The 20079-nt window shown below is 69.9% G+C and carries 18 protein-coding genes; 4 read left to right on the forward strand and 14 right to left on the reverse strand.

From position 1 onward, the window contains the following. Positions 1 to 89: 89 nt before the first annotated feature. Positions 90 to 746 carry a bifunctional DNA primase/polymerase gene (locus tag ACIBW9_RS30810; protein WP_398960311.1) on the forward strand — a complete coding sequence of 219 codons (657 nt, stop codon included), beginning with the start codon at positions 90 to 92 and terminating at the stop codon, positions 744 to 746. A gap of 93 nt (positions 747 to 839) precedes the next feature. Here ACIBW9_RS30810 and ftsY read toward each other — a convergent pair whose 3' ends face one another. Next, complete coding sequence (ftsY, locus tag ACIBW9_RS30815; protein WP_398960312.1) at positions 840 to 2042, reverse strand: signal recognition particle-docking protein FtsY; 1203 nt, start codon at positions 2040 to 2042, stop codon at positions 840 to 842. A 105-nt stretch (positions 2043 to 2147) separates the two neighbouring features. Between ftsY and ACIBW9_RS30820 the strand changes: the two genes are divergently transcribed. After that, entirely contained in the window at positions 2148 to 3119 is a 972-nt protein-coding gene (locus ACIBW9_RS30820; protein ID WP_398960313.1) for an LLM class flavin-dependent oxidoreductase, read from the forward strand. Between the two features lie 87 nt (positions 3120 to 3206). Here ACIBW9_RS30820 and ACIBW9_RS30825 read toward each other — a convergent pair whose 3' ends face one another. The 4 genes from ACIBW9_RS30825 to ACIBW9_RS30840 all read right to left on the reverse strand — a co-directional run bounded on the left by ACIBW9_RS30825 (position 3207) and on the right by ACIBW9_RS30840 (position 9528). Beyond that, positions 3207 to 4625 carry a sugar porter family MFS transporter gene (locus ACIBW9_RS30825; RefSeq protein ID WP_398960314.1) on the reverse strand — a complete coding sequence of 473 codons (1419 nt, stop codon included), beginning with the start codon at positions 4623 to 4625 and terminating at the stop codon, positions 3207 to 3209. A 202-nt stretch (positions 4626 to 4827) separates the two neighbouring features. After that, complete coding sequence (gene smc / locus ACIBW9_RS30830; protein WP_398960315.1) at positions 4828 to 8436, reverse strand: chromosome segregation protein SMC; 3609 nt, start codon at positions 8434 to 8436, stop codon at positions 4828 to 4830. A 223-nt stretch (positions 8437 to 8659) separates the two neighbouring features. Further along, a complete protein-coding gene (locus ACIBW9_RS30835; protein WP_016432419.1) occupies positions 8660 to 8863 on the reverse strand; it encodes a hypothetical protein in 204 nt (67 codons plus the stop codon). A gap of 383 nt (positions 8864 to 9246) precedes the next feature. Beyond that, entirely contained in the window at positions 9247 to 9528 is a 282-nt protein-coding gene (locus ACIBW9_RS30840) for an acylphosphatase (protein ID WP_351475350.1), read from the reverse strand. Positions 9529 to 9697: 169 nt separating this feature from the next. Between ACIBW9_RS30840 and ACIBW9_RS30845 the strand changes: the two genes are divergently transcribed. Continuing rightward, positions 9698 to 10798 carry a CAP domain-containing protein gene (locus ACIBW9_RS30845; protein ID WP_398960316.1) on the forward strand — a complete coding sequence of 367 codons (1101 nt, stop codon included), beginning with the start codon at positions 9698 to 9700 and terminating at the stop codon, positions 10796 to 10798. Here the strand turns inward: ACIBW9_RS30845 and ACIBW9_RS30850 are convergent. Beyond that, positions 10728 to 11180, reverse strand: coding sequence for a tyrosine-type recombinase/integrase (locus ACIBW9_RS30850; protein WP_398960317.1), 453 nt, complete (start codon positions 11178 to 11180; stop codon positions 10728 to 10730). The two genes, ACIBW9_RS30845 and ACIBW9_RS30850, sit on opposite strands and share 71 nt — an antisense overlap. 1055 nt (positions 11181 to 12235) lie before the next feature. Here ACIBW9_RS30850 and ACIBW9_RS30855 point away from each other — a divergent pair. Continuing rightward, positions 12236 to 12637, forward strand: a complete 402-nt coding sequence (locus tag ACIBW9_RS30855; RefSeq protein ID WP_398960318.1) for a winged helix-turn-helix transcriptional regulator — start codon at positions 12236 to 12238, stop codon at positions 12635 to 12637. Here ACIBW9_RS30855 and mutM read toward each other — a convergent pair. From mutM to recG, 8 genes are all read right to left on the reverse strand, one after another. Continuing rightward, complete coding sequence (mutM, locus tag ACIBW9_RS30860; protein WP_398960319.1) at positions 12610 to 13470, reverse strand: bifunctional DNA-formamidopyrimidine glycosylase/DNA-(apurinic or apyrimidinic site) lyase; 861 nt, start codon at positions 13468 to 13470, stop codon at positions 12610 to 12612. The two genes, ACIBW9_RS30855 and mutM, sit on opposite strands and share 28 nt — an antisense overlap. A 106-nt stretch (positions 13471 to 13576) precedes the next feature. Further along, positions 13577 to 14425: a ribonuclease III gene (gene rnc, locus ACIBW9_RS30865; protein WP_398960320.1), complete on the reverse strand. Its 849-nt coding sequence runs from the start codon at positions 14423 to 14425 to the stop codon at positions 13577 to 13579. A 7-nt stretch (positions 14426 to 14432) separates the two neighbouring features. Next, positions 14433 to 14606 (reverse strand): 50S ribosomal protein L32, encoded by a 174-nt coding sequence (rpmF, locus tag ACIBW9_RS30870; protein WP_003951102.1) that lies wholly within the window; start codon positions 14604 to 14606, stop codon positions 14433 to 14435. 2 nt (positions 14607 to 14608) lie between these two features. After that, positions 14609 to 15253, reverse strand: a complete 645-nt coding sequence (locus ACIBW9_RS30875) for a YceD family protein (RefSeq protein ID WP_398960321.1) — start codon at positions 15251 to 15253, stop codon at positions 14609 to 14611. A 132-nt stretch (positions 15254 to 15385) separates the two neighbouring features. After that, complete coding sequence (locus ACIBW9_RS30880) at positions 15386 to 16438, reverse strand: ATP synthase F0 subunit B (protein WP_398960322.1); 1053 nt, start codon at positions 16436 to 16438, stop codon at positions 15386 to 15388. 58 nt (positions 16439 to 16496) lie between these two features. Then, positions 16497 to 16976: a pantetheine-phosphate adenylyltransferase gene (gene coaD, locus ACIBW9_RS30885; protein ID WP_398960468.1), complete on the reverse strand. Its 480-nt coding sequence runs from the start codon at positions 16974 to 16976 to the stop codon at positions 16497 to 16499. 26 nt (positions 16977 to 17002) lie between these two features. Next, entirely contained in the window at positions 17003 to 17590 is a 588-nt protein-coding gene (gene rsmD / locus ACIBW9_RS30890) for a 16S rRNA (guanine(966)-N(2))-methyltransferase RsmD (RefSeq protein WP_398960323.1), read from the reverse strand. A gap of 125 nt (positions 17591 to 17715) precedes the next feature. Beyond that, positions 17716 to 19935 carry an ATP-dependent DNA helicase RecG gene (gene recG, locus ACIBW9_RS30895; RefSeq protein WP_398960324.1) on the reverse strand — a complete coding sequence of 740 codons (2220 nt, stop codon included), beginning with the start codon at positions 19933 to 19935 and terminating at the stop codon, positions 17716 to 17718. Positions 19936 to 20079: the final 144 nt, after the last annotated feature.

A 20079-nucleotide genomic window follows, 5' to 3' on the forward strand; every position in this document is an offset into this window, starting at 1 on the left:
GACCACGCGGGGCCGATGCGTCCGGAACACAGGGTCACGTTCCGCATCCGCGTCGTAACCACCGACGCGTCGGACCCGTTGGAGGGGGCATGGGCTTCACGATCGGCGGCATCCGGGAGATCCGCTCCGGCTCGCGTCGGCGCGGCCGCTCCTCGGAGTGCACCGCCGTCGCCGAGTTCACGGGGCTCTGGGGCTGGGACGCGGTCCCGGGAGCCCGGGCCGCGGCGGGCGCCTGTTCCTGCGGCCGGGCGGACTGCAGCGCACCCGGGGCGCACCCCCTGGAGTTCGCGCCCCAGGTGCAGGCCGGCGCCACGCTCGACGAAGTGACCAAGGCCTGGGGCGAGTTCCCCGGAGCGTCGGTGATGCTCCCGGTCGGCCGGGCGTTCGACGTCATCGAGGTGGCCGAGCCCGCAGGCCGCCGCGCCCTGGTCCGCCTGGAGCGCATGGGCCTCCCGGTCGGCCCGGCCACCGCGACCCCCGAGGGCCGCGCCCAGTTCTTCGTCGCCCCCGGAGCCGCCGCCGAGCTCCCCGAGCTGCTCTACCGCATGGGCTGGGACGACCCGACCTCCCTCGACCTGCGCGGCCTCGGCCCCGGCACGTACATCACGGCCCCGCCCTCCGACCGGGGCGGTCTGGGCCCGGTGCGCTGGCTGCGGCCGCCCGCCCTGGACTCGGCCACCAAGCCGCCGGCGGCACGGCTGCTGCTGGGGACGCTGGCCTATGTGGCGCACCGGTCGCGGGCCTAGGCCCCGAGTCGTACACAGCGAAGCGCCCGTCTCCCGACTGCACCTTGGGAAACGGGCGCTTCTTTGAGCACATACCAACGGTGGTAGGTGGGGTCACTCCCCGATAAGGGCGTCAACGAACGCCTCCGGCTCGAACGGCGCCAGGTCGTCGGCGCCCTCACCGAGACCCACCAGCTTGACCGGCACGCCCAGCTCGCGCTGGACCGCGATCACGATGCCGCCCTTCGCCGTACCGTCGAGCTTGGTGAGCACGATGCCGGTGATGTCGACGACCTCGGCGAACACCCGGGCCTGCACCAGGCCGTTCTGCCCGGTCGTCGCGTCGAGGACGAGAAGGATCTCGTCCAGCGGGGCGTGCTTCTCGACGACGCGCTTGACCTTGCCGAGCTCGTCCATGAGTCCGGTCTTGGTGTGCAGGCGCCCGGCGGTGTCGATGAGGACGACGTCGGAGCCCATCTCCTTGCCCTCCTTCACCGCGTCGAAGGCGACAGAGGCGGGGTCGCCGCCCTCCGGCCCGCGCACGGTGTGGGCGCCGACCCGCTCGCCCCAGGTCTGCAGCTGGTCGGCGGCGGCGGCACGGAAGGTGTCTGCGGCGCCGAGGACGACGCTGCGGCCGTCGGCGACCAGGACGCGGGCGAGCTTGCCGGTGGTGGTGGTCTTTCCGGTGCCGTTGACGCCGACGACCATCACGATGCCGGGCTTGCTGGTCTCGGGCTCGGTCTTCACCGTGCGGTCGAAGTCGGTGCCGACCAGCTTGAGGAGTTCCTCGCGCAGCAGGCCGCGCAGCTCGGCGGGGGTCCGGGTGCCGAGCACCTTCACCCGCTCGCGCAGGCCCTCGACCAGCTCCTGGGTGGGGGCCACGCCGACGTCGGCGGTGAGCAGGATGTCCTCGATCTCCTCCCAGGTCTCGTCGTCGAGGTGCTCGCGCGACAGGAGCGCGAGCAGCCCCTTGCCGAGCGCGTTCTGGGAGCGGGAGAGGCGGGCGCGCAGCCGGACCAGACGTCCGGCGGTCGGCTCGGGGACCTCGATCTCGGGGATCTCGAGGACGGGGGGCTCCTCGACGGCGACCGGGGCCGAGCCGTCGGGAAGATCCACCTCCTCTATCGTCCGGCGCGGTTCGTCGCGGGGTGTCTCGGCCTCGTCGCCGACGTGCGGCTCGGCCGGAGGGGCGGTGATGTCGGGCGCGGCGGGCGGCGGCGGGGGCAGCGACTTCCTCCGTCGGCTGCCGATGACGAGCCCGCCGAGCGCGCCGAGCACGACCACGGCGATGACTACAGCAAGGATGACGGTTTCCATAACCCGTCCAGTATCAGTCATGGAGTCCTGCGACACCCCTCTGGATGTCTGACACACCGTCAGCTAACGTCCCCCTGCACACCCGCCCGGTGAAGGGAGACCCCCATGCCCGTCTCCGTCGTACGTTTCAACCTCGTCGAACCCGGCGCCACCCCCGCCTCGCTCGGCGCCCGCTACCGGGCCGCCCTGGAGATGGCCGCGTACGCCGACGAGCACGGAATCACCACCGTGCAGACGGAGGAGCACCACGGCGCCGACAACAACTGGCTGCCCTCGCCGTTCGCCTTCGCGGGTGCGGTCTTCGGCGCCACCCGGCGGATCGCGGTCACCGTCTCGGCGGTGATCGGCCCGCTGCACGACCCGCTGCGGCTGGCCGAGGACATCGCCGTACTGGATCTGCTCAGCGGCGGCCGGCTGGTGACCGTCGCCGGGATCGGGTACCGGCCCGAGGAGTACGCCCAGTTCGACGTGGACTGGAAGCGGCGCGGCAGGCTGCAGGACGAGCTGCTCGAGACGGTGCTCAAGGCGTGGACCGGGGAGGAGTTCGAGTACCGGGGCCGTACGGTACGGGTCACCCCGCGCCCCTTCACCGAGCCGCACCCCCTGCTGCTGGTGGGCGGCTCGTCCAAGGCCGCTGCCCGGCGCGCGGCCCGTCTCGGTCTCCCCTTCTTCCCCAGCGCGCATCTGCCGGAGCTGGAGGCGTACTACAAGGAGCGGCTCGTCGAGTACGGCACCGAGGGCTGGACCATGATGCCCGCCGCCGAGACCCCGCTGCTGCACCTCGCCGAGGATCCCGACCGGGCATGGGCCGAGCACGGCGGGCACTTCCTGCACGAGGCGCGGACGTATGCCTCCTGGCAGTCGGGCGACATCCGCTCGGCGGTGAGGTCGGCGGCCACGAGCGTGGACGAGCTGCGCGCCGAGGGCGTGTACCGGATCCTCACCCCCGACGAGTGTGTGGCGCAGGGCCTCGACAGCCTCGTACTGCATCCGCTGGCCGGCGGGATGCCGGTGGAGGAGGGATGGCGCAGCCTGCGGCTGCTGTGCGAGGACGTACTGCCCCGGCTCGGTGGATGAGCCGGGGCAGTACGTCCTACGGGTGTCGAGGAGCGGGCAGCGGGGACTTGGCCCGGCTCCTCGAGTTCGGGGGCCTGTTCAGGAGGCTCAGCCCATCTCCTCCAGCGCCTTGCCCTTCGTCTCCTTCACGAACTTCAGGACGAACGGGACGGAGAGCGCCGCGAAGACCGTGTAGATCACATAGGTCGCGGAGAGGTTCCAGTCGGACAGGGACGGGAAGCTGGCGGTGATGGCCCAGTTGGCGATCCACTGCGCGGAGGCGGCCACGCCCAGGGCGGCGGCGCGGATCTTGTTCGGGAACATCTCGCCGAGCATGACCCAGACGACCACACCCCAGGACAGGGCGAAGAAGAGCACGAAGACGTGCGCGGCGATCAGGGCGGTCCAGCCCTGCGCGGCCGGCAGCTTGCCGTCGACCAGGTGGTACGAGAAGGCCCAGGCCTCCAGCGCGAGACCGACGACCATGCCGATCGAACCGATCAGGGCCAGCGGCTTACGGCCGATGCGGTCCACGAAGACCATGGCGATCACGGTGCCGACGATGTTGATGATCGACGTCGTGAAGGAGTAGAAGAACGAGTCCGTCGGGTCGACGCCCACCGACTGCCACAGGGTCGAGGAGTAGTAGAACGCGACGTTGATGCCGACGAACTGCTGGAAGACCGAGAGGCCGATACCGATCCAGACGACCGGCTTGAAGAAGAAGCCACCGCCGAGCAGGTCCTTGAAGGCCGACTTGTGCTCGCTCTTCATCGCGTGCTCGATCTCGTTCACGCGGGCGTCCAGGTCGCCGTGCCCGCCCTCGACCTCGGCGAGGATCTCACGGGCGCGCTCACGCCGGCCGACGGAGATGAGGAAGCGGGGCGACTCGGGGATGGCGAAGGAGAGCAGTCCGTAGAGGACGGCCGGGACCACCATCACGCCGAGCATGACCTGCCAGGCCTCCAGGCCCATCAGCTTGCCGCGCTGGTCGCCGTCGGCGGCGTTCAGCAGACCCCAGTTGACCAGCTGCGAGACGGCGATGCCGATGACGATCGCGGCCTGCTGGAAGGACCCGAGACGGCCGCGGTACGCGGGCGGGGCGACCTCGGCGATGTAGGCGGGGCCGATGACCGAGGCCATGCCGATGGCGAAGCCGCCGACCACGCGCCAGAGGGCGAAGTCCCACAGCGCGAAGGGCAGCGCCGAGCCGACGGCGCTGACGGTGAACAGCACGGCGGCGATCTGCATGACCCGGATACGGCCGATCCGGTCGGCGATGCGGCCGGCGGTCGCGGCGCCGATGGCGCAGCCGATCAGGGCGATGGCGATGACCTGGGCCAGGGCCGCGGAGCCGATGCCGTAGCGGTCCCGGATGGCCTCGACGGCGCCGTTGATCACGGAGCTGTCGTAGCCGAACAGGAAACCGCCCATCGCGGCCGCCGCCGCGATGAAGGTGACGCGCCCGAGGTGCTCGGGACGAGCCGCTGCGGCTCCTGACTTCTGTGCCTGGACTGTGCTGGTCACGTTCAACTCCTCGGGCCACCGGCAGCGCTGCCGGGGTGGGGGACCCTTCCCGGTGGGTAACACCTGAAGGTAAAAGCAACGTTGCCGAGACTATGCCTTCAAGTTTCGAAGTCAAGAGGTCGCGGCTGTGACTTTTCAACGCAGTTGTGACGGGAATGTGTTCAAGAATTGAAGAGATTGCCCCCGCAGCAGCTTGCTGAGGTCAGCGCAGCCGCTGGCTGATGACCTTCGACACACCATCGCCCTGCATGGAGACGCCGTACAGCGCGTCGGCGACCTCCATGGTCCGCTTCTGGTGGGTGATCACGATCAGCTGCGAGGCTTCCTGCAGCTCCTGCATGATGCGGATCAGCCGCTGCAGGTTGGTGTCGTCGAGCGCCGCCTCGACCTCGTCCATGACGTAGAACGGGCTCGGCCGGGCCTTGAAGATGGACACCAGCAGCGCCACGGCGGTCAGCGAGCGCTCACCGCCCGAGAGCAGCGACAGCCGCTTGACCTTCTTGCCCGGCGGACGGGCCTCGACGTCGACGCCCGTGGTGAGCATGTTGTCGGGGTCGGTCAGGATCAGCCGCCCCTCACCGCCGGGGAACAGCCGGCTGAAGACGCCCTCGAACTCACGGGCCGTGTCCCGGTAGGCCTCGGTGAAGACCTGCTCGACGCGCTCGTCGACCTCCTTGACCACCTGGAGCAGATCGGCGCGGGTCTTCTTCAGGTCTTCGAGCTGCTCGCTGAGGAACTTGTGGCGTTCCTCCAGCGCGGCGAACTCCTCCAGGGCGAGCGGATTGACCTTGCCGAGCTGCTGGTAGGCCCGTTCGGCGGCCTTCAGCCGCTTCTCCTGCTCGGCGCGGTGGAAGGTCCTGGGCTGGTTGCGCGGGTGCTCGGGATCCTCCGGCAGTTCCTCGCCCTCGGCGGGCGGGGAGGGCGGTACGAGCTGGTGCGGGCCGTACTCGGCCACGAGCCCGGCGGGCTCCACACCCAGCTCCTCCAGCGCCTTGGTCTCCAGCTGCTCGATCCGCATGCGCTTCTCGGCGCCGAGCACCTCGCCCCGGTGGACGGAGTCGGTCAGCTTGTCGAGCTCGCCCTTGAGGTCGCGGCCGGTGTTACGGGCGGCGGCCAGCTCCTGCTCGCGCCGTGCCTTGGCGGCGTCGGCCGCGGTGCGTTCCTCCTCGGCCCGGGCGAGAGAGACCTCGACGTGCGCGAGCAGCTGGCGTGCACCGGAGGCGACTGCTTCCGCGACGGCCGCCTCGTGCCTGAGGCGCGCCCGGCGCTGCTCGGCACGCGCGCGTGCCTCGCGTTCCGCTCGGGCGGCGCGGTCGAGGGAGTCGGCGCGGCCGGCCAGTCCTTTGACGCGCTCTTCGTGCGTACGGACCTGGAGCCGGGCCTCCATCTCGGTCTGGCGGGCGTTGGCGCCGTCGGCGGCGAGACGGTCCCGTACCGAGGTGTCCGGCTCCTCCTCGACGGGCATCTCCTCGGCGACGGCGAGGCGTTCGGCGAGGACCTCGACCTCTTCGAGGGCCTTGTCCAGCGCGTCCTGCGCCCGCGCGGCGGCGGCGACCGTGCGTTCCGCTTCGCCCGCCGCGCCCCGTGCCTGTCCGGCGAGCCGGCCCAGCTGCTGGGCCACGGCCGACTTCTCCCGGTCGGCGGCCCTGCGCTTCTCCCCCAGCTCCTCCACGAGCGCTGCGCATTCCCTGCGGCGCTCGGTGGCCGCGTGCTGTGCCTGGGTGAGTTCCTCGCAGCGGACGGCGAGCTCTTCGAGCTCGGCGGCTGCCTCGTCGACGGAGGCCTGTACCTCCAGCAGGCTGGGGGCGCCGGCGGAACCGCCGTGGGCGAAGTGGGCCCCCAGCAGGTCGCCTTCTGCGGTGACGGCGGTGAGGTCCGGTCGTCTGTAGACGAGCTCCTCTGCCTCTTCGAGGGTGCCGACGACCACCACTCCGTGGAGGAGGCGGCGGACGGCGGGCATGAGGTCGGAGGGGGCGCGAACGAGGTCTGCCGCGTAAGGTCGTTGGGCGCCTGCGGGTTCACTGTGGCTGGTCGCGCCCTGCGGCGGAGCCGCATGGTGATACAGCCCCGCGCCCCTTTGAGGCGCTTCCTGCGCACCCGCCAACAGCAGCGACGCCCGGCCGCCGTCCTGTTTGCGCAGCAAGCGGATCGCGTCCGCCGCGGCCGACGGGGAAGTCACCGCGAGGGCGTCCGCCGCCGCGCCGAAGGCCGCCGCCAACGGGACCTCGTAGCCCGGAGTGATCGTCAGCAGTTCGGCTGCCGGGCCGAGCAGGCCGGAGAGACGATCCTTCGCCCCCAACAGCGCGCCCGTGCCGTCCTTGCGCCGCAACCCCATCGCCAGCGCTTCATGCCTGGCCTGGGTCGCGGCTCGTTTGCGCTCTACCGCTGTGGCCGCCTCGCGGGCGGCGGTCAGGGCGGCCTCCGCCTCGGCCAGCTGCTGCTTGGCCGCCGTGTGCTGCTCGGCCAGTTCCGTGTCGTCCGCGTCGAGGCCGTCGACCTCGGCCTTGAGCGCCTCGTACTCCTCCTGGGCCGCTAGGGCCCGCTCCTGTGCCTCGTCCCGGGCCGCGGCCAGGCGGTCGATCTCCGCCTGGGCGGAGGCGGCGCGCGAACGGGCCGCGCCCACCTGCCCGTTCAGCCGGGCGAGGCCCTCGCGGCGGTCGGCGATGGCGCGGGCGACGTCCTTCAGGCGCCGTTCTTCCTGCGTGAGTTCGCGCTCCAGCTCGGCCCGGTGCGCGACCGTGTCCTCCAGGGCCCGCTCGGCCGCCTCCAGGGCCGCTTCGAGTTCGGCCTCCTGTTCGCGGATGCGGGCGGCCTCGCGCTCCATGTCCTCGGGGTCGCGGCCGCGCCGTTCCTCCGGTGGCGCCGACGTGGCGCTCTTCACCCGCGCGTCGGCCAGCGAGATCGTGCCGCGCACCCGCTCGGCCAGCTGCGACAGCTCGTACCAGGTCTGCTGGGCCCGCTGGAGGCGGGGAGCGAGCTGCCGTACCTCGTCCTCCAGGAGCGCCTCGCGCTGCAGCGCCTTCTTCAGCTCCTGCTCGGCGGCTTCCTTGCGTTCCTTGAGCGCGGCCTCGTCCGCCACCTCGGCCTTCAGTGCCTCCCGCAGCCGTACGAGATCGTCGGCCAGCAGCCTCAGGCGCGCATCCCGCAGATCCGCCTGGATCACGGCCGCCCGTCGGGCCACCGCCGCCTGCCGGCCGAGGGGCTTGAGCTGTCTGCGCAGCTCGTCCGTCAGGTCCTGCACGCGCGCGAGGTTGGCCTGCATCGCGTCGAGCTTGCGAAGGGCCTTCTCCTTGCGCTTGCGGTGCTTCAGTACGCCCGCGGCCTCTTCGATGAAGGCGCGGCGGCCCATCGGATCCGCGTGCAGGACGGAGTCCAGCTGGCCCTGGCCGACGATGACGTGCATCTCGCGGCCGATGCCGGAGTCGGAGAGGAGTTCCTGGATGTCGAGGAGACGGCAGGTGTCACCGTTGATCTGGTACTCGCTGCCGCCGTTGCGGAACATGATCCGCGTGATGGTGACCTCGGCGTACTCGATGGGCAGCGCCCCGTCGGAGTTGTCGATGGTGAGGGAGACCTCGGCGCGGCCGAGCGGCGGGCGCCCGGTGGTGCCGGCGAAGATGACGTCCTCCATCTTCCCGCCGCGCAGCGACTTGGCGCCCTGCTCGCCCATCACCCAGCTCAGGGCGTCCACGACGTTGGACTTGCCCGAGCCGTTCGGTCCCACGACACACGTGATGCCCGGCTCGAACCGGAGCGTAGTGGCCGAGGCGAACGACTTGAACCCGCGGAGGGTCAGGGCCTTGAGGTGCACGCCGCTGGACTCTACCTTCCGCCGGTATCCCACACGATGAAGCCTGGCAACCCCACGGTTTCACCCTTGAACGTGCAGGGCACACCAAACGTTAAAGAGGGTGAAAGGATGTGCGGGGGAAAGAAAGAAGGGACGCCGAAGCGTCCCTTGCAAACTCTAACTCTGACAACTTAGCGGTTGATACGGGCGGCCCAACCACTGCTGTCGTGGTTCGATGCAGTGATCAGGTGAGCGCAGGCTCCGCCTGGTGTGCGTCGATGCTCTCCATGATCCTGTCGTGAGAAGCGGCAGCCGCGAGCGCGTCGTTCTCCGCCTGGATCCGTACGAGCTCGGATTCCAGGTCCTGGACGCGCTGCTGGAGCCGTCGCATCTCGGCGAGGAGTCGAGGGTCGGAGCCGCCGACGTAACCGAGAAGCGCCTTTGCCATGATGGATGGTCCTCCACACTGAGTGACCGACCGAAGCGGTGTGGGTCGTGAGGGAATCGCACCCGCGGTGCTTGACACTATGGAGTTCATGCTGCCGTTCATCCATGCCAAACAGCTAAGGTGCGCGGGGTGCTTTCAGCGTCTCACCAAAAAGTTTGACGGTCAACACGATCACGCCCTGTATTGGCGGGCAACCCGGGGGCGCGCGGCCTGAAGGCGGCGGCGCTGCGACTCCTGCGGGGCCCTCAGGGCGTGGCGATCATTCTTGGGTGCGCAGCCTGCCACGACAAGCGCTTCTTGGCAACCACCAGGCAATTTCCGCTCCGGGGACCCGCCGGTGGCCTGTCCGTCGCCTGTCACCGGGGCCGCTTTACAGAATCGGCTCAGCGGATGGCGAAGCCGTCGTACCCCCCGCGGGGTGTGTCCCAGATCTCGGTGACACCCTCGACACGGCCGGGCGTGTCGTCGCCCTCGAGCCAGTCGAGCAGCCCTTCGCACCGCTCCCGGGGACCTTCGGCGACCACCTGGACCCGTCCGTCGCCCAGATTGAGAGCAAAACCACTCAGGCCGCCGAGCTCGAGGGCCTTGGCCCGTGTGAACCAGCGGAAACCCACACCTTGGACGCGTCCCCGCACCCAGGCGACCAGTCGCACATCCTCGCTCATGGGTGCAACCTAACCGGCCAATGTCTCTTGGGACACATCCTCCTCTGACGCCATGCGGTACCGTCCCCACCCAATGAATCTCATATGAAACTCACCCGATGGGGTGAGTTGGATCACTCCGCAAGATCATATGGGACACGTTGATCGGCAAGACGAGGAAGGCCAAGACATGGGACGCCACCGACGCTCCGCCGCCGGCCGCGCCGCCACGGGCCGCGCCACGGGGGTCACAGGTAGGGACGGCTCGCACGCGAGCAGCTACGACCCCGAGCAGTACTCGTACAGCTACGACCCTCCGCAGACCGGCGCGGGCGACGAGCGGCCCACCCTGGGCACCGCCCCCTATCTGCACTCCACGGAGTACGCCGAGGCCTCCGCGAGGAGCGCCGCGTACCTGTTCGCCACCGAGGACGACTACGCGACGGTGTTCCCGGAGCACGCGTTCGCGCCCGACAAGGGCTCCCGGCGCGGAGGAGCGCGCCGCCGGAAGAAGGCCGTGACGCCGGTGCGCACCGGTCTGCTCGGGGTCTCCGCCGCCGTCGCCATCGGCACGGTCGCGGTCGCCACGGGTGCGATGCCCGGCCTCGACAACTACCGGCTCGGCGGCAGCGGCAGCTCCGACAAGGTGCAGGCCGCGAACACTCCGAGCAACTCGGCGACCGAGCAGGGCGGCACGTCCGGCAGCGCCGCCGGCCGCGACCAGGGCTCCTCCACGAGCCGCGACGCCGACCGCTCGGCCTCGCCCACGCCGAGCCCGTCGGCCTCCTCGGCCACCCCGACCCAGGCGCCGAAGAAGCCGAAGGCCACGCCTACCCGGACGCCGCAGACGACGCCGGCACAGCAGGAGACCAAGCCGCCCACGCAGACCACCGCTCCGGTGGCCGTCTCCGCGGTGGCCGCCGCGGAGGCGGAGGTGCTCAAGCTCGTCAACGAGGAGCGGTCCAAGGTCGGCTGCAGCGCGGTCTCCGCCAACAGCACCCTGTCCCAGCTGGCGGAGAAGTTCAGCGACGCCATGGCCGCCGAGGGCTTCTTCGACCACACCGACCCCAGCGGCGCCTCACCGTGGGACCGGGCGGCGAAGCTCGGCATAACCAACCTCGGCGGCGAGAACATAGCCCGGGGCCAGGCCGACGCGGCCGCCGTGATGGAGGCCTGGATGAACAGCCCCGGTCACCGCGCCAACATCCTGAACTGCGACTTCAAGACGCTGGGCGTCGGTGTGCACTTCGGGTCCGGTGGCCCGTGGTGGACGCAGGACTTCGGCTACTGAGATAACCGCAGGTCAGAGGCCTAGGAACCTTCCTGGGCCGTGTCGGGGCCGTCGCAGGTTCGTCGTCCTGGAAGACGCGATCTACGGCGGCCTTGGTCCGGGCCTCGCTCGACGGCATTAGGTGCGTGTACGTCCGCAGCGTGAAGCCGGGGTCATGGTGCCCCAGGTACTCACTGAGGGCCTTGATGCTCTCCCCCGCGTCCAGCAGCACCGAAGCGTAGAAGTGCCTGAGCGCGTGCATGCCGTTGTCCCGCCCTGTCTCGACATCCGCGGCCCGAAGAGTCGGACGCCAAACACGATCATTGAAACGGTTGCGGTCCAGCGCCAGGCCAGCGGAACCGGTGAAGAGCAGCGATGCCGTGACCGGCGGGCCGTCAAGCACCCGTCGTCGCTTCGCTCCTCCGGGCGGGCGCGCGCGGCAGGCACACGGAGCATGAGGTCAGAACACGTCGTGGCTGAGGCGGTCGGCTCCACGGCTTTAGGCAGCCACTTTGGCGCGAGCCTCGCAGATCATGGCCCCAACGTCGTGCGTTAGCGGGCAGGTCCACGGACTGCCCGACGCGCCGGGAGCTTACGAGGCCATGATCACTCGCGCCAAAGCAGCTCCAGCCCAAAGCCGCTCCACCGACCGCGTAGCGCGAAGCGGGGCGCTGGCTAGCGTCAGAGGTGTCACCTGGGGACGACTGACGCGTTGACATAGCGAGCAGGCAACGCCTCCCGTCGGGCATGGCGTGCCAGAGACCTCAGCAAAGGATCGAGTGACACAAATGATCAAAACCCCGCGGATTGCGGCTGTCGCGCTTCTCGCTGCTGGCGGGCTCGGCGTGACCGCCTTCAATGCCTCGGCGGCCGCGCCTCTCGCGGACCCTCAACCAGTGGGTCTGAATGTCGGGGGTCTCCTTCAGTTCCCGCCACCGGCCCAAGGCACCAACCCCGACGGGTCGCCCACCGGCGGGGTGCTGTACCAGTTGGTGAAGCCCATCCCATTGGTGTCGGGCCCGCTGTAGGGGCAACCCCGACTAGGGCGTCCATCGTCCGGGAAAGTCGTTATCGGACGGCCCTCGCAAAACGGTGACTGCGATACAGCATGGAAGTACAGAGACCGTGCCGACCACCGGCAGCCGCCTTGGACCGTTATCGTCCCCGTCACCTGCGCGGGAACATCCAACAGCCTGGTGCCCGTAGTTCGCATCCAGGTGCCATGCACGACACCCCCGCTCGGGCCGTCTCCGGGCCGTGCGGGGGTGCTCAGCGACGACCAACGCTGACAACCACCGACAGCTAAGTCGCAGGTCGCAGCGTTGATCAATTGCACGGTCGCAGGTCAGAGACCCGGCCTTTCACTTCTTCGGCTACTAGACGGAGGCGACGGCTGGTGCACTACCTTACAGTTAGTGCAACCTGTCGGTTAGTGCTGCACTCAAGTACGCTCGAGGTATGGACACCACGCAGGAGCTCATGGAGGCGGACGACCTCCCGTACAACGTGTTCGCCAAGGCCTGTCCCTCGCGCGGCACGTTGGAGCACGTCACGGGCCGCTGGGGCGGCCTGACGCTGTGCGCCCTGTTCGAGGGGTCCCTGCGCTTCAACGAGCTGCGCCGCCGGGTCGACGGGGTGAGCGAGAAGATGCTCTCCCAGACCCTGCACGCGCTGGAGCGGGACGGCCTGGTGCACCGCGAGGCCCAGCCGACGAACCCGCCCCGTGTGGACTACGAACTCACCCCGCTCGGCCGCGAGGTCGCCGAGCGGCTGCTCGCCCTCGTGCATCTGCTGGAGGGCCGCATGGACGACGTCCTCGCGGCCCGCGAGCGTTACGACACCGCGCGCGGCGGCCTCTGACACTTCGGGCAGAAGTAGCTGGACCGGTTCATCCAGGGGCGCCGGCGCATCGGTGTGGCGCACCTCTTGCAGGGCAGGCCCTCCCGGCCGTAGGCATCCAGCGACCGGTCGAAGTAGCCCGACTCCCCGTTGACGTTGACGTACAGGCTGTCGAAGCTGGTGCCGCCCACGGCGAGCGCCTGGTTCATCACATCCCTTGTGTGGCCGAGGAGTTCGGCGGTGCGCGGGCGGGTGAAGGTCGCGGTGGGGCGTTCGTAGTGGATGCGGGCCCGCCAAAGGGCCTCGTCCGCATAGATGTTGCCGACTCCGCTGATCAACGACTGGTCGAGCAGGGCCCGTTTGATGGTGCTGCGCTTGCGGCGCAGCGCCTGGTGGAAGGCCTCCTCGTCGAACAGCGGGTCGAGGGGGTCGCGCGCGATGTGCGCGATGACCTCGGGCAGGCCCTCGGGGGTGTTGTCGTGCAACGACAGTCCGCCGAAGGTGCGTTGGTCGACGAAGCGGAGTTCCGTCTTGAGGTCGTCGGCGAAGCGGACACGGATCCTGAGGTGCTTCTCGTCCGGGGCCGCGTTCGGCTGGACCAGCAGCTGGCCGCTCATCCCGAGGTGGGCGAGGACCGACTGGTGGGTGTCCTCCAGGGGGAGCCACAGGTACTTGCCGCGGCGGCTGGGGACGCCGATGCGGTGGCCCTTGAGGCGGTGCGCGAAGTCGTCGGCGCCGGCCACATGACGGCGTACGGCACGCGGGTGCAGCACCTCGGCGTCGGCGACGACGCGATGGGCGACCCACCGCTCCAGACCACGCCGGACGACCTCGACCTCGGGCAACTCGGGCATCGGGACCCCCGTACGGGCTGTGGACGATCCGAGCGCCCGCCCCGGGGAGGGACGGACGCTCGGGTCGCTGTACGTCAGAAGGAGACCTCCGCCGGTGAGGCGTCGGTCAGGCGGAGACGGACGACGGTCCTTCGCCGTCCTGGGCAGCTTTCTCGGCTGCGGCCTTCTCGGCCGCCGCCCTGGCGCGCTCGTCCGCCGCGGCCCGGATGGACCGCCACGCGGATTCCGCGGCCTGCTGCTCCGCCTCCTTCTTGCTGCGGCCGGTGCCGGTGCCGTACGAGACGCCTCCGACGCGGGCGGCAGCAGTGAAGGTCTTCTCGTGGTCGGGGCCGGTCTCCGTGACCAGGTACTCGGGCACACCGAGGCTCTCGGTCGCGGTGAGCTCCTGGAGGCTGGTCTTCCAGTCCAGGCCGGCTCCGAGGTTGGAGGACTTCTCGATCAGCGGGTCGAAGAGCCGGTGGACGAGTTCGCCCGCCGCTTCCAGACCCTGGTCGAGATAGACCGCGCCGATCACCGCTTCCAGGGTGTCGGCGAGGATGGACGCCTTGTCCCGGCCGCCCGTGCCTTCTTCGCCCCGGCCGAGCCGGATGAAGGAGCCCAGGTCGAGCCCGCGGCCCACCTCCGCCAGCGCACGCGAGTTGACCACCGCGGCCCGCAGCTTGGCCAGCTGGCCCTCGGGCAGGTCGGGGTGGGTGCGGTACAGCGTGTCCGTGACCACGAGGCCGAGCACGGAGTCCCCGAGGAACTCCAGCCGCTCATTGGTCGGCAGACCGCCGTTCTCGTACGCGTACGAACGGTGGGTCAGCGCTCGCACCAGAAGGGCGGACTCGAGCTTGTACCCGAGCCGCCCTTCCAGAAGCGTGTGGGACGAGGCTGTGTTGTCCGACTTTTTCCTGGCGGTTGGGTCCGCCTTGGCGTCTTCCGCCTTCTTGGCAGTGGACACGGTGCCTCTCACCAGCCGCTCAGACCTCGAGGACCTGGCGCTTGTTGTAGGTGCCGCAAGACGGGCACGCGATGTGCTGCTGCTTGGGCTCGTGGCAGCGCTCGCACGCAACCAGGGTGGGGACCGCAGCCTTCCACTGCGACCGGCGGTGGCGCGTGTTGCTGCGCGACATCTTCCGCTTCGGAACAGCCACGGCTACTTCTCCTGCTTCTCGTCGACGCCCGCTTCGGCGCCGCTCATCTCGTCCTTCTCGCCGTCTCCGAGTGAACCGGCGAGTCCCTGCAGTGCCGCCCAACGGATGTCGACGGCGTCATGGTGGTGGTCCGGGTCGTCCGCCAGCCGCGCTCCGCACTCGGAGCACAGACCGGGACAGTCTTCCTGGCACACCGGCTGCATTGGCAGTGCGAGCACCACCGCATCGCGCAGCACGGGCTCGAGGTCGAACAGGCCGTCCTCGATGAAGAGCCTGTCCTCGTCTTCCTCGGCGTCGTCGGCCGGCTCCGCCTTGGGGCGGCCCCGGTCATCGGCGTCAGGGTACGAGAACATCTCCTGGAAGTCCGCTTCGACGTCCAGCTGAAGCGGCTCCAGACACCTTACGCACTCCCCCTCGGCCTGTGCACGGGCGGTGCCTGTGACAAGCACCCCTTCCATGACCGACTCGAGGCGGAGTTCGAGCTCCACCGGAGCGCCTTCCGGCACTCCGACGACTCCCGCGATACCGAGGTCCTTGGGAGCGTCGACCGTGCGGGTCAGGCGCTGCAGCGCACCGGGCCGCCGCCCCAGCTCGTGTGTGTCGAACACGAGAGGCTTGCGGTGGTCGAGGCGGGCGTTCAGAGCCATTCCTGCTTTCGGTCTTCCAGCTCAGGGGGACGCTGCCCTTCGGTTTCCCCGGGCAGCGCTGATCGCGGACGTACACGCGACCGAAGAGCCAGGATACTGGACCTTTCGCTCACGGCCCAATCCGGTGGCAGCTTACTGGCCGCGCCCCTGTTCGTAGGCCCTCAGCTGCTCGGGCGTGATCATGCCGGTGTCGAAGAGGCTGGTCTCGTCGAGGGCGTACGACTGGTGCGCCTGCTGCGTCTGGTGCCCGTGCTGCTCCTGGCCCGGGTCGTACGCCGTCTGCTGGGCGTCGTAGCCCTGGTAGGCGTAGGGATCGGCCTGCTGGTAGCCGTAGGCGTCCTGCTGGCCGTACGCCTGCTGCTGGTAGGCGCCGCCGTACGGGTCGGTCTGCTGCTGATATCCGTACGCCGGCTGCGGCTGGGCGTAGTCCTGCTGCTGGGCGGGCTGCTCGGCCGCGGGCTTCGGCTCCGCGACGGCGGCGAGGTCGGCCAGGTAGTCGGCGTCGCTGGAGTGCTGGAAGGACGTGGAGTCGTCGGCGAGGGCGCCGAGGTCATCGGTGGCGATACGGCCGTGCAGCTTCTGGCGGCCGCGGCCGACGGCCTCCAGGGTCTTGGCGAGGACCGCCTCGAAGGCGCCGAGCTTGGCGTCGACGTAGGCGTCGGCGTCCTTGCGCAGGGTCTCGGGGTCGTGGCTGCGCTCGGGGGCGTCCTCGTCCTCGTAGCCCTGCTCGTCGACGCCCGGGCCGGTGCCGAGGAGCTTCTCGCGGCCGCGGCCGACGGAGCCGAGGGTCTTGGTGAGGACGACCTCGAAGTTGGCGAGCTTGGAGTCGACGTAGTCGTCGGCCTCCGCGCGGACCTCCTCGGCCTCCTGGCGCGCCTCGGCGAGGATGCGCTCGGCCTCGGCCTGGGAGCGGCGGGCGATCTCGGTGTCGGAGATGAGGGAGCCGCGCTCGGCGTGCGCCTGCCCGATGATCCGGTCGGCCTCCTGACGGGCCTGTTCGACCATCTGCTCGCGGTCGCCGATCAGCTCCTGGGCCTGGGCGAGGGAGCCGGGCAGCGCCTCGCGCAGCTCTTCGAGCATCGAGAGCAGCTCGGCGCGGTTGACCACGCACGAGGCCGACATGGGCATCGACCGGGCGCCGGAGACCGCGGCGACGATCTCGTCGAGCTTCTTCTGCACGTCCACCGTGTGCTCGCCACTCTCTACAGCTGGGTTGGAGACGGACGGGACGACTGTAGCCCCATCAGTCCTTGCGCAGGCGTTTGTTGAGGGCCTCCAGGACGATCGGCGGCACCAGGTGGGAGACGTCTCCGCCCCAGGTCGCGACCTCCTTGACGAGCGAGGAGGACAGGAAGCTGTAGGTGGGGTTGGTCGGCACGAAGAGTGTCTCGACGCCCGAGAGGCCGTTGTTCATCTGGGCCATCTGCAGCTCGTAGTCGAAGTCGCTGACCGCCCTGAGGCCCTTGACGATGGCCGGGATGTCCCGTTCCTTGCAGTAGTCGACGAGGAGGCCGTGGAAGGCCTCGACGATCACGTTGCCGTACTCGGCGGTGACCTGACGGATCAGGTCGATCCGCTCGTCGATCTCGAACAGGCCCTTCTTGGATTTGTTGATCATGACCGCGACATAGACCTCGTCGTAGAGACGAGAGGCACGGGAAATGATGTCGAGGTGTCCGTTGGTGATCGGGTCGAACGACCCGGGACAGACGGCGCGGCGCACTGGTGTTCCCTCGCTCTCCGGTCCGGTCATCGTGCGTCTTCGCACGTAGAGGCGGCGCGACCGTACCAAAACGTTCCCTCGCCGTAGCGACGGGCCTTGACCGCGTCGAAACCCTCGGGCCACATGAATTCGCCGCCTCTGGTGCTGCGCTCCACGGTGACGATCGCCTCCGGCGCGAGCCAGCCTCCCGAACGGAGTGTGAGGAGAATCTCGCGAAGATCGTGATCTGTGACTCGGTACGGCGGGTCCAGGAAGACGAGGTCGTACGGCGGTGTCGGCGCCGGCGTCTGGATGATCTGTTCGGCTTTGCCCGCCCTCACCTCTGCGCCGGGGAGTCCGAGAGCTTTGACGTTCTCGCGGATGACGCGGGCGGCGCGGGCGTCCGCCTCGACGAGGAGGGCGTGGCTCGCGCCTCGGGAGAGGGCCTCCAGACCTACGGCGCCGGAGCCGGCGTAGAGGTCGAGGACGCGTTCGCCGTCCAGGGGGCCGCCGAGGAGGGACTGCCAGGTGGAGAGGAGACCTTCGCGTGCGCGGTCGGAGGTGGGGCGGGTGCCGGTGCCCGGCGGCACGGCCAGGCGACGTCCGCCGGCTGCGCCGGCGATCACGCGGGTCATCTTTGGTCCTTGGTCGGGGGTGGTTGCGGATTCAGTGTGGCAGCACGTACGTCGTGGTGGCTCGCGCCCGCGCGGCGGTAGCCGCATAGCGACACAGCCCCGCGCCCCTGTCGGGGCGCTCCACCTCACCCCTTTTCCAAGTACTGCTCCCTTTCCTCGTCCAAAAGGGCATCCAGGGCCGTCCGGAGGCCTGGGAGTCCCGTCAGTTCCGGATCCGCCGCCACCACCGCGGCGGCTTCCTCCCTCGCCTCCGCGATGACCTCCTCGTCCTCGATGACCGCGAGGACCCGGAGGCTGGTGCGGGCGCCCGACTGGGCCTGGCCGAGGACGTCGCCCTCGCGGCGCTGTTCCAGGTCGATCCGGGAGAGTTCGAAGCCGTCGAGGGTGGAGGCGACCGCGGTCAGGCGCTGGCGGGCCGCGCTCGCCTCGGGCATTTCGGTGACCAGGAGGCACAGGCCGGGGGCCGAGCCGCGGCCGACGCGGCCGCGCAGCTGGTGGAGCTGGGAGACGCCGAAGCGGTCGGCATCCATGATCACCATGGCGGTGGCGTTCGGGACGTTGACGCCGACCTCGATGACCGTGGTGGCCACCAGGACGTCGGTGTCGCCGGCCGCGAAGCGGCGCATGACCGCGTCCTTGTCGTCGGGGTGCATCCTGCCGTGCAGGACCTCGACGCTCAGGCCCTGGAGCGGGCCCTTGGCGAGCTGGTCGGCCACGTCGAGGACGGCGAGCGGGGGGCGCTTCTCCGCCTCGTCCTCCGGGGACTTCTTCTTGCCGGACTTCTTCGGGTCGTCCTCCTCGTCGCCGATGCGAGGGCAGACGACGTACGCCTGATGGCCGCCCTCGACCTCCTCGCGGACCCGCTCCCAGGCGCGGGCGAGGAAGTGGGGCTTGTCGGCGGCCGGGACGACGTGCGAGGCGATGGGCGAGCGGCCTGCGGGGAGCTGGTCGAGAACCGAGGTCTCCAGGTCGCCGAAGACGGTCATGGCGACCGTGCGCGGGATCGGGGTGGCCGTCATGACGAGGAGATGCGGGGGCTGTTTGCCCTTGCCGCGCAGGGCGTCGCGTTGTTCGACGCCGAAGCGGTGCTGTTCGTCGACGACGACCAGGCCCAGGTCGTGGAACTGGACCTTGTCCTCGATCAGGGCGTGGGTGCCGATCACGATGCCGGCCTCGCCGGTGACCAGGTCGAGCAGGGCCTGACGGCGGGCGGCGGCGCCCATGGAACCCGTCAGCAGCACGACTTTGGTGGAGTGCTCGGCACCGCCCAGCATCCCGCCCTCGGCCAGCTCGCCCATCATCTCGACGACGGAGCGGTGGTGCTGCTGGGCGAGGACCTCGGTGGGCGCGAGCATGGCCGCCTGGCCGCCGGCGTCGACCGTGGCGAGCATGGCGCGGAGGGCCACCATCGTCTTTCCCGATCCGACCTCTCCCTGCAGCAGCCGGTGCATCGGATGCTCCGTGGCCAGGTCGTCGAAGATCTCCTTGGAGACCTTCTGCTGGCCCTCGGTGAGGGTGAAGGGGAGGCGGTCGTCGAAGGCGGTGAGCAGTCCGTCGGGTTTGGGTCTGCGGGCGACCGCCGGGAGTTGGGCGTCGGCGTGCCTGCGGCGGGCGAGGGCGACCTGGAGCACGAAGGCCTCGTCCCACTTGAGGCGGGCCCGGGCGTCCTCGATGTCGGCCTTGGTGTGCGGGCGGTGGATCTTGAGCAGGGCCTCGGGGAGGGAGACCAGTCCGCGGCCCTCGCGCAGTCCCTCCGGCAGCGGGTCGATGGCCTCCTGGGCGGCGGGCAGCACCGTCTGGAGGGCCTTGCCGATCTTCCAGGACTCCAGTTTGGCCGTGGCCGGGTAGATGGGGATGAGGGCGCCGGCCCAGGTCTCGACCGTTTCGTCGCTGTCACCCCGTAGCAACTCGTAGGCCGGGTGGGCCAGTTGGAGGCGCCGGTTGAAGACGGAGACCTTGCCCGCGAACATCGCGCGGGTGCCCGGCAGGAGCTCCTTGTGGGGCTTGTGGACGCCGCTGCCGAAGAAGACCAGTTGGAGGCGGCCGCTGCCGTGGGTGATGGTGACCTCGAGGCGCTGGCCCTTGCCGCGGGGGGCCTTGGCGGAGGCGAAGGTGTGCAGGCGGGCGTCGGCGACCATCGCGACCACCGTGACGTGCTCGTCCATCGGGAGGTCGGCGAGGTGGGTGAGCTGGCCGCGCTCCTCGTATCTGCGCGGGTAGTGGTGGAGGAGGTCGCCGACGGTGTGCAGGCCGAGGTGCTCGGCCATCACCTTCGCGGTGGCGGGGCCGAGCACTGACTTGAGTGGTTGCTTCAGTGGTTCATCCAGTGCGGGCACGAGATCCATTGCACACCACGCCACTGACAATCCCGTATACGTCCAGCGAAACCCCTGGTCAGGCGGCTCGTTCCGGCCTTAGGATGGCGCGCTCCGGCCATCCCCCGCGGTCACCGCCCCACCAGGGACCGCCCGACCCCGCGCCGTCGCGAA

It is taken from the genome of Streptomyces sp. NPDC049541, assembly GCF_044465725.1.
Classification (GTDB): Bacteria; Actinomycetota; Actinomycetes; order Streptomycetales; family Streptomycetaceae; genus Streptomyces.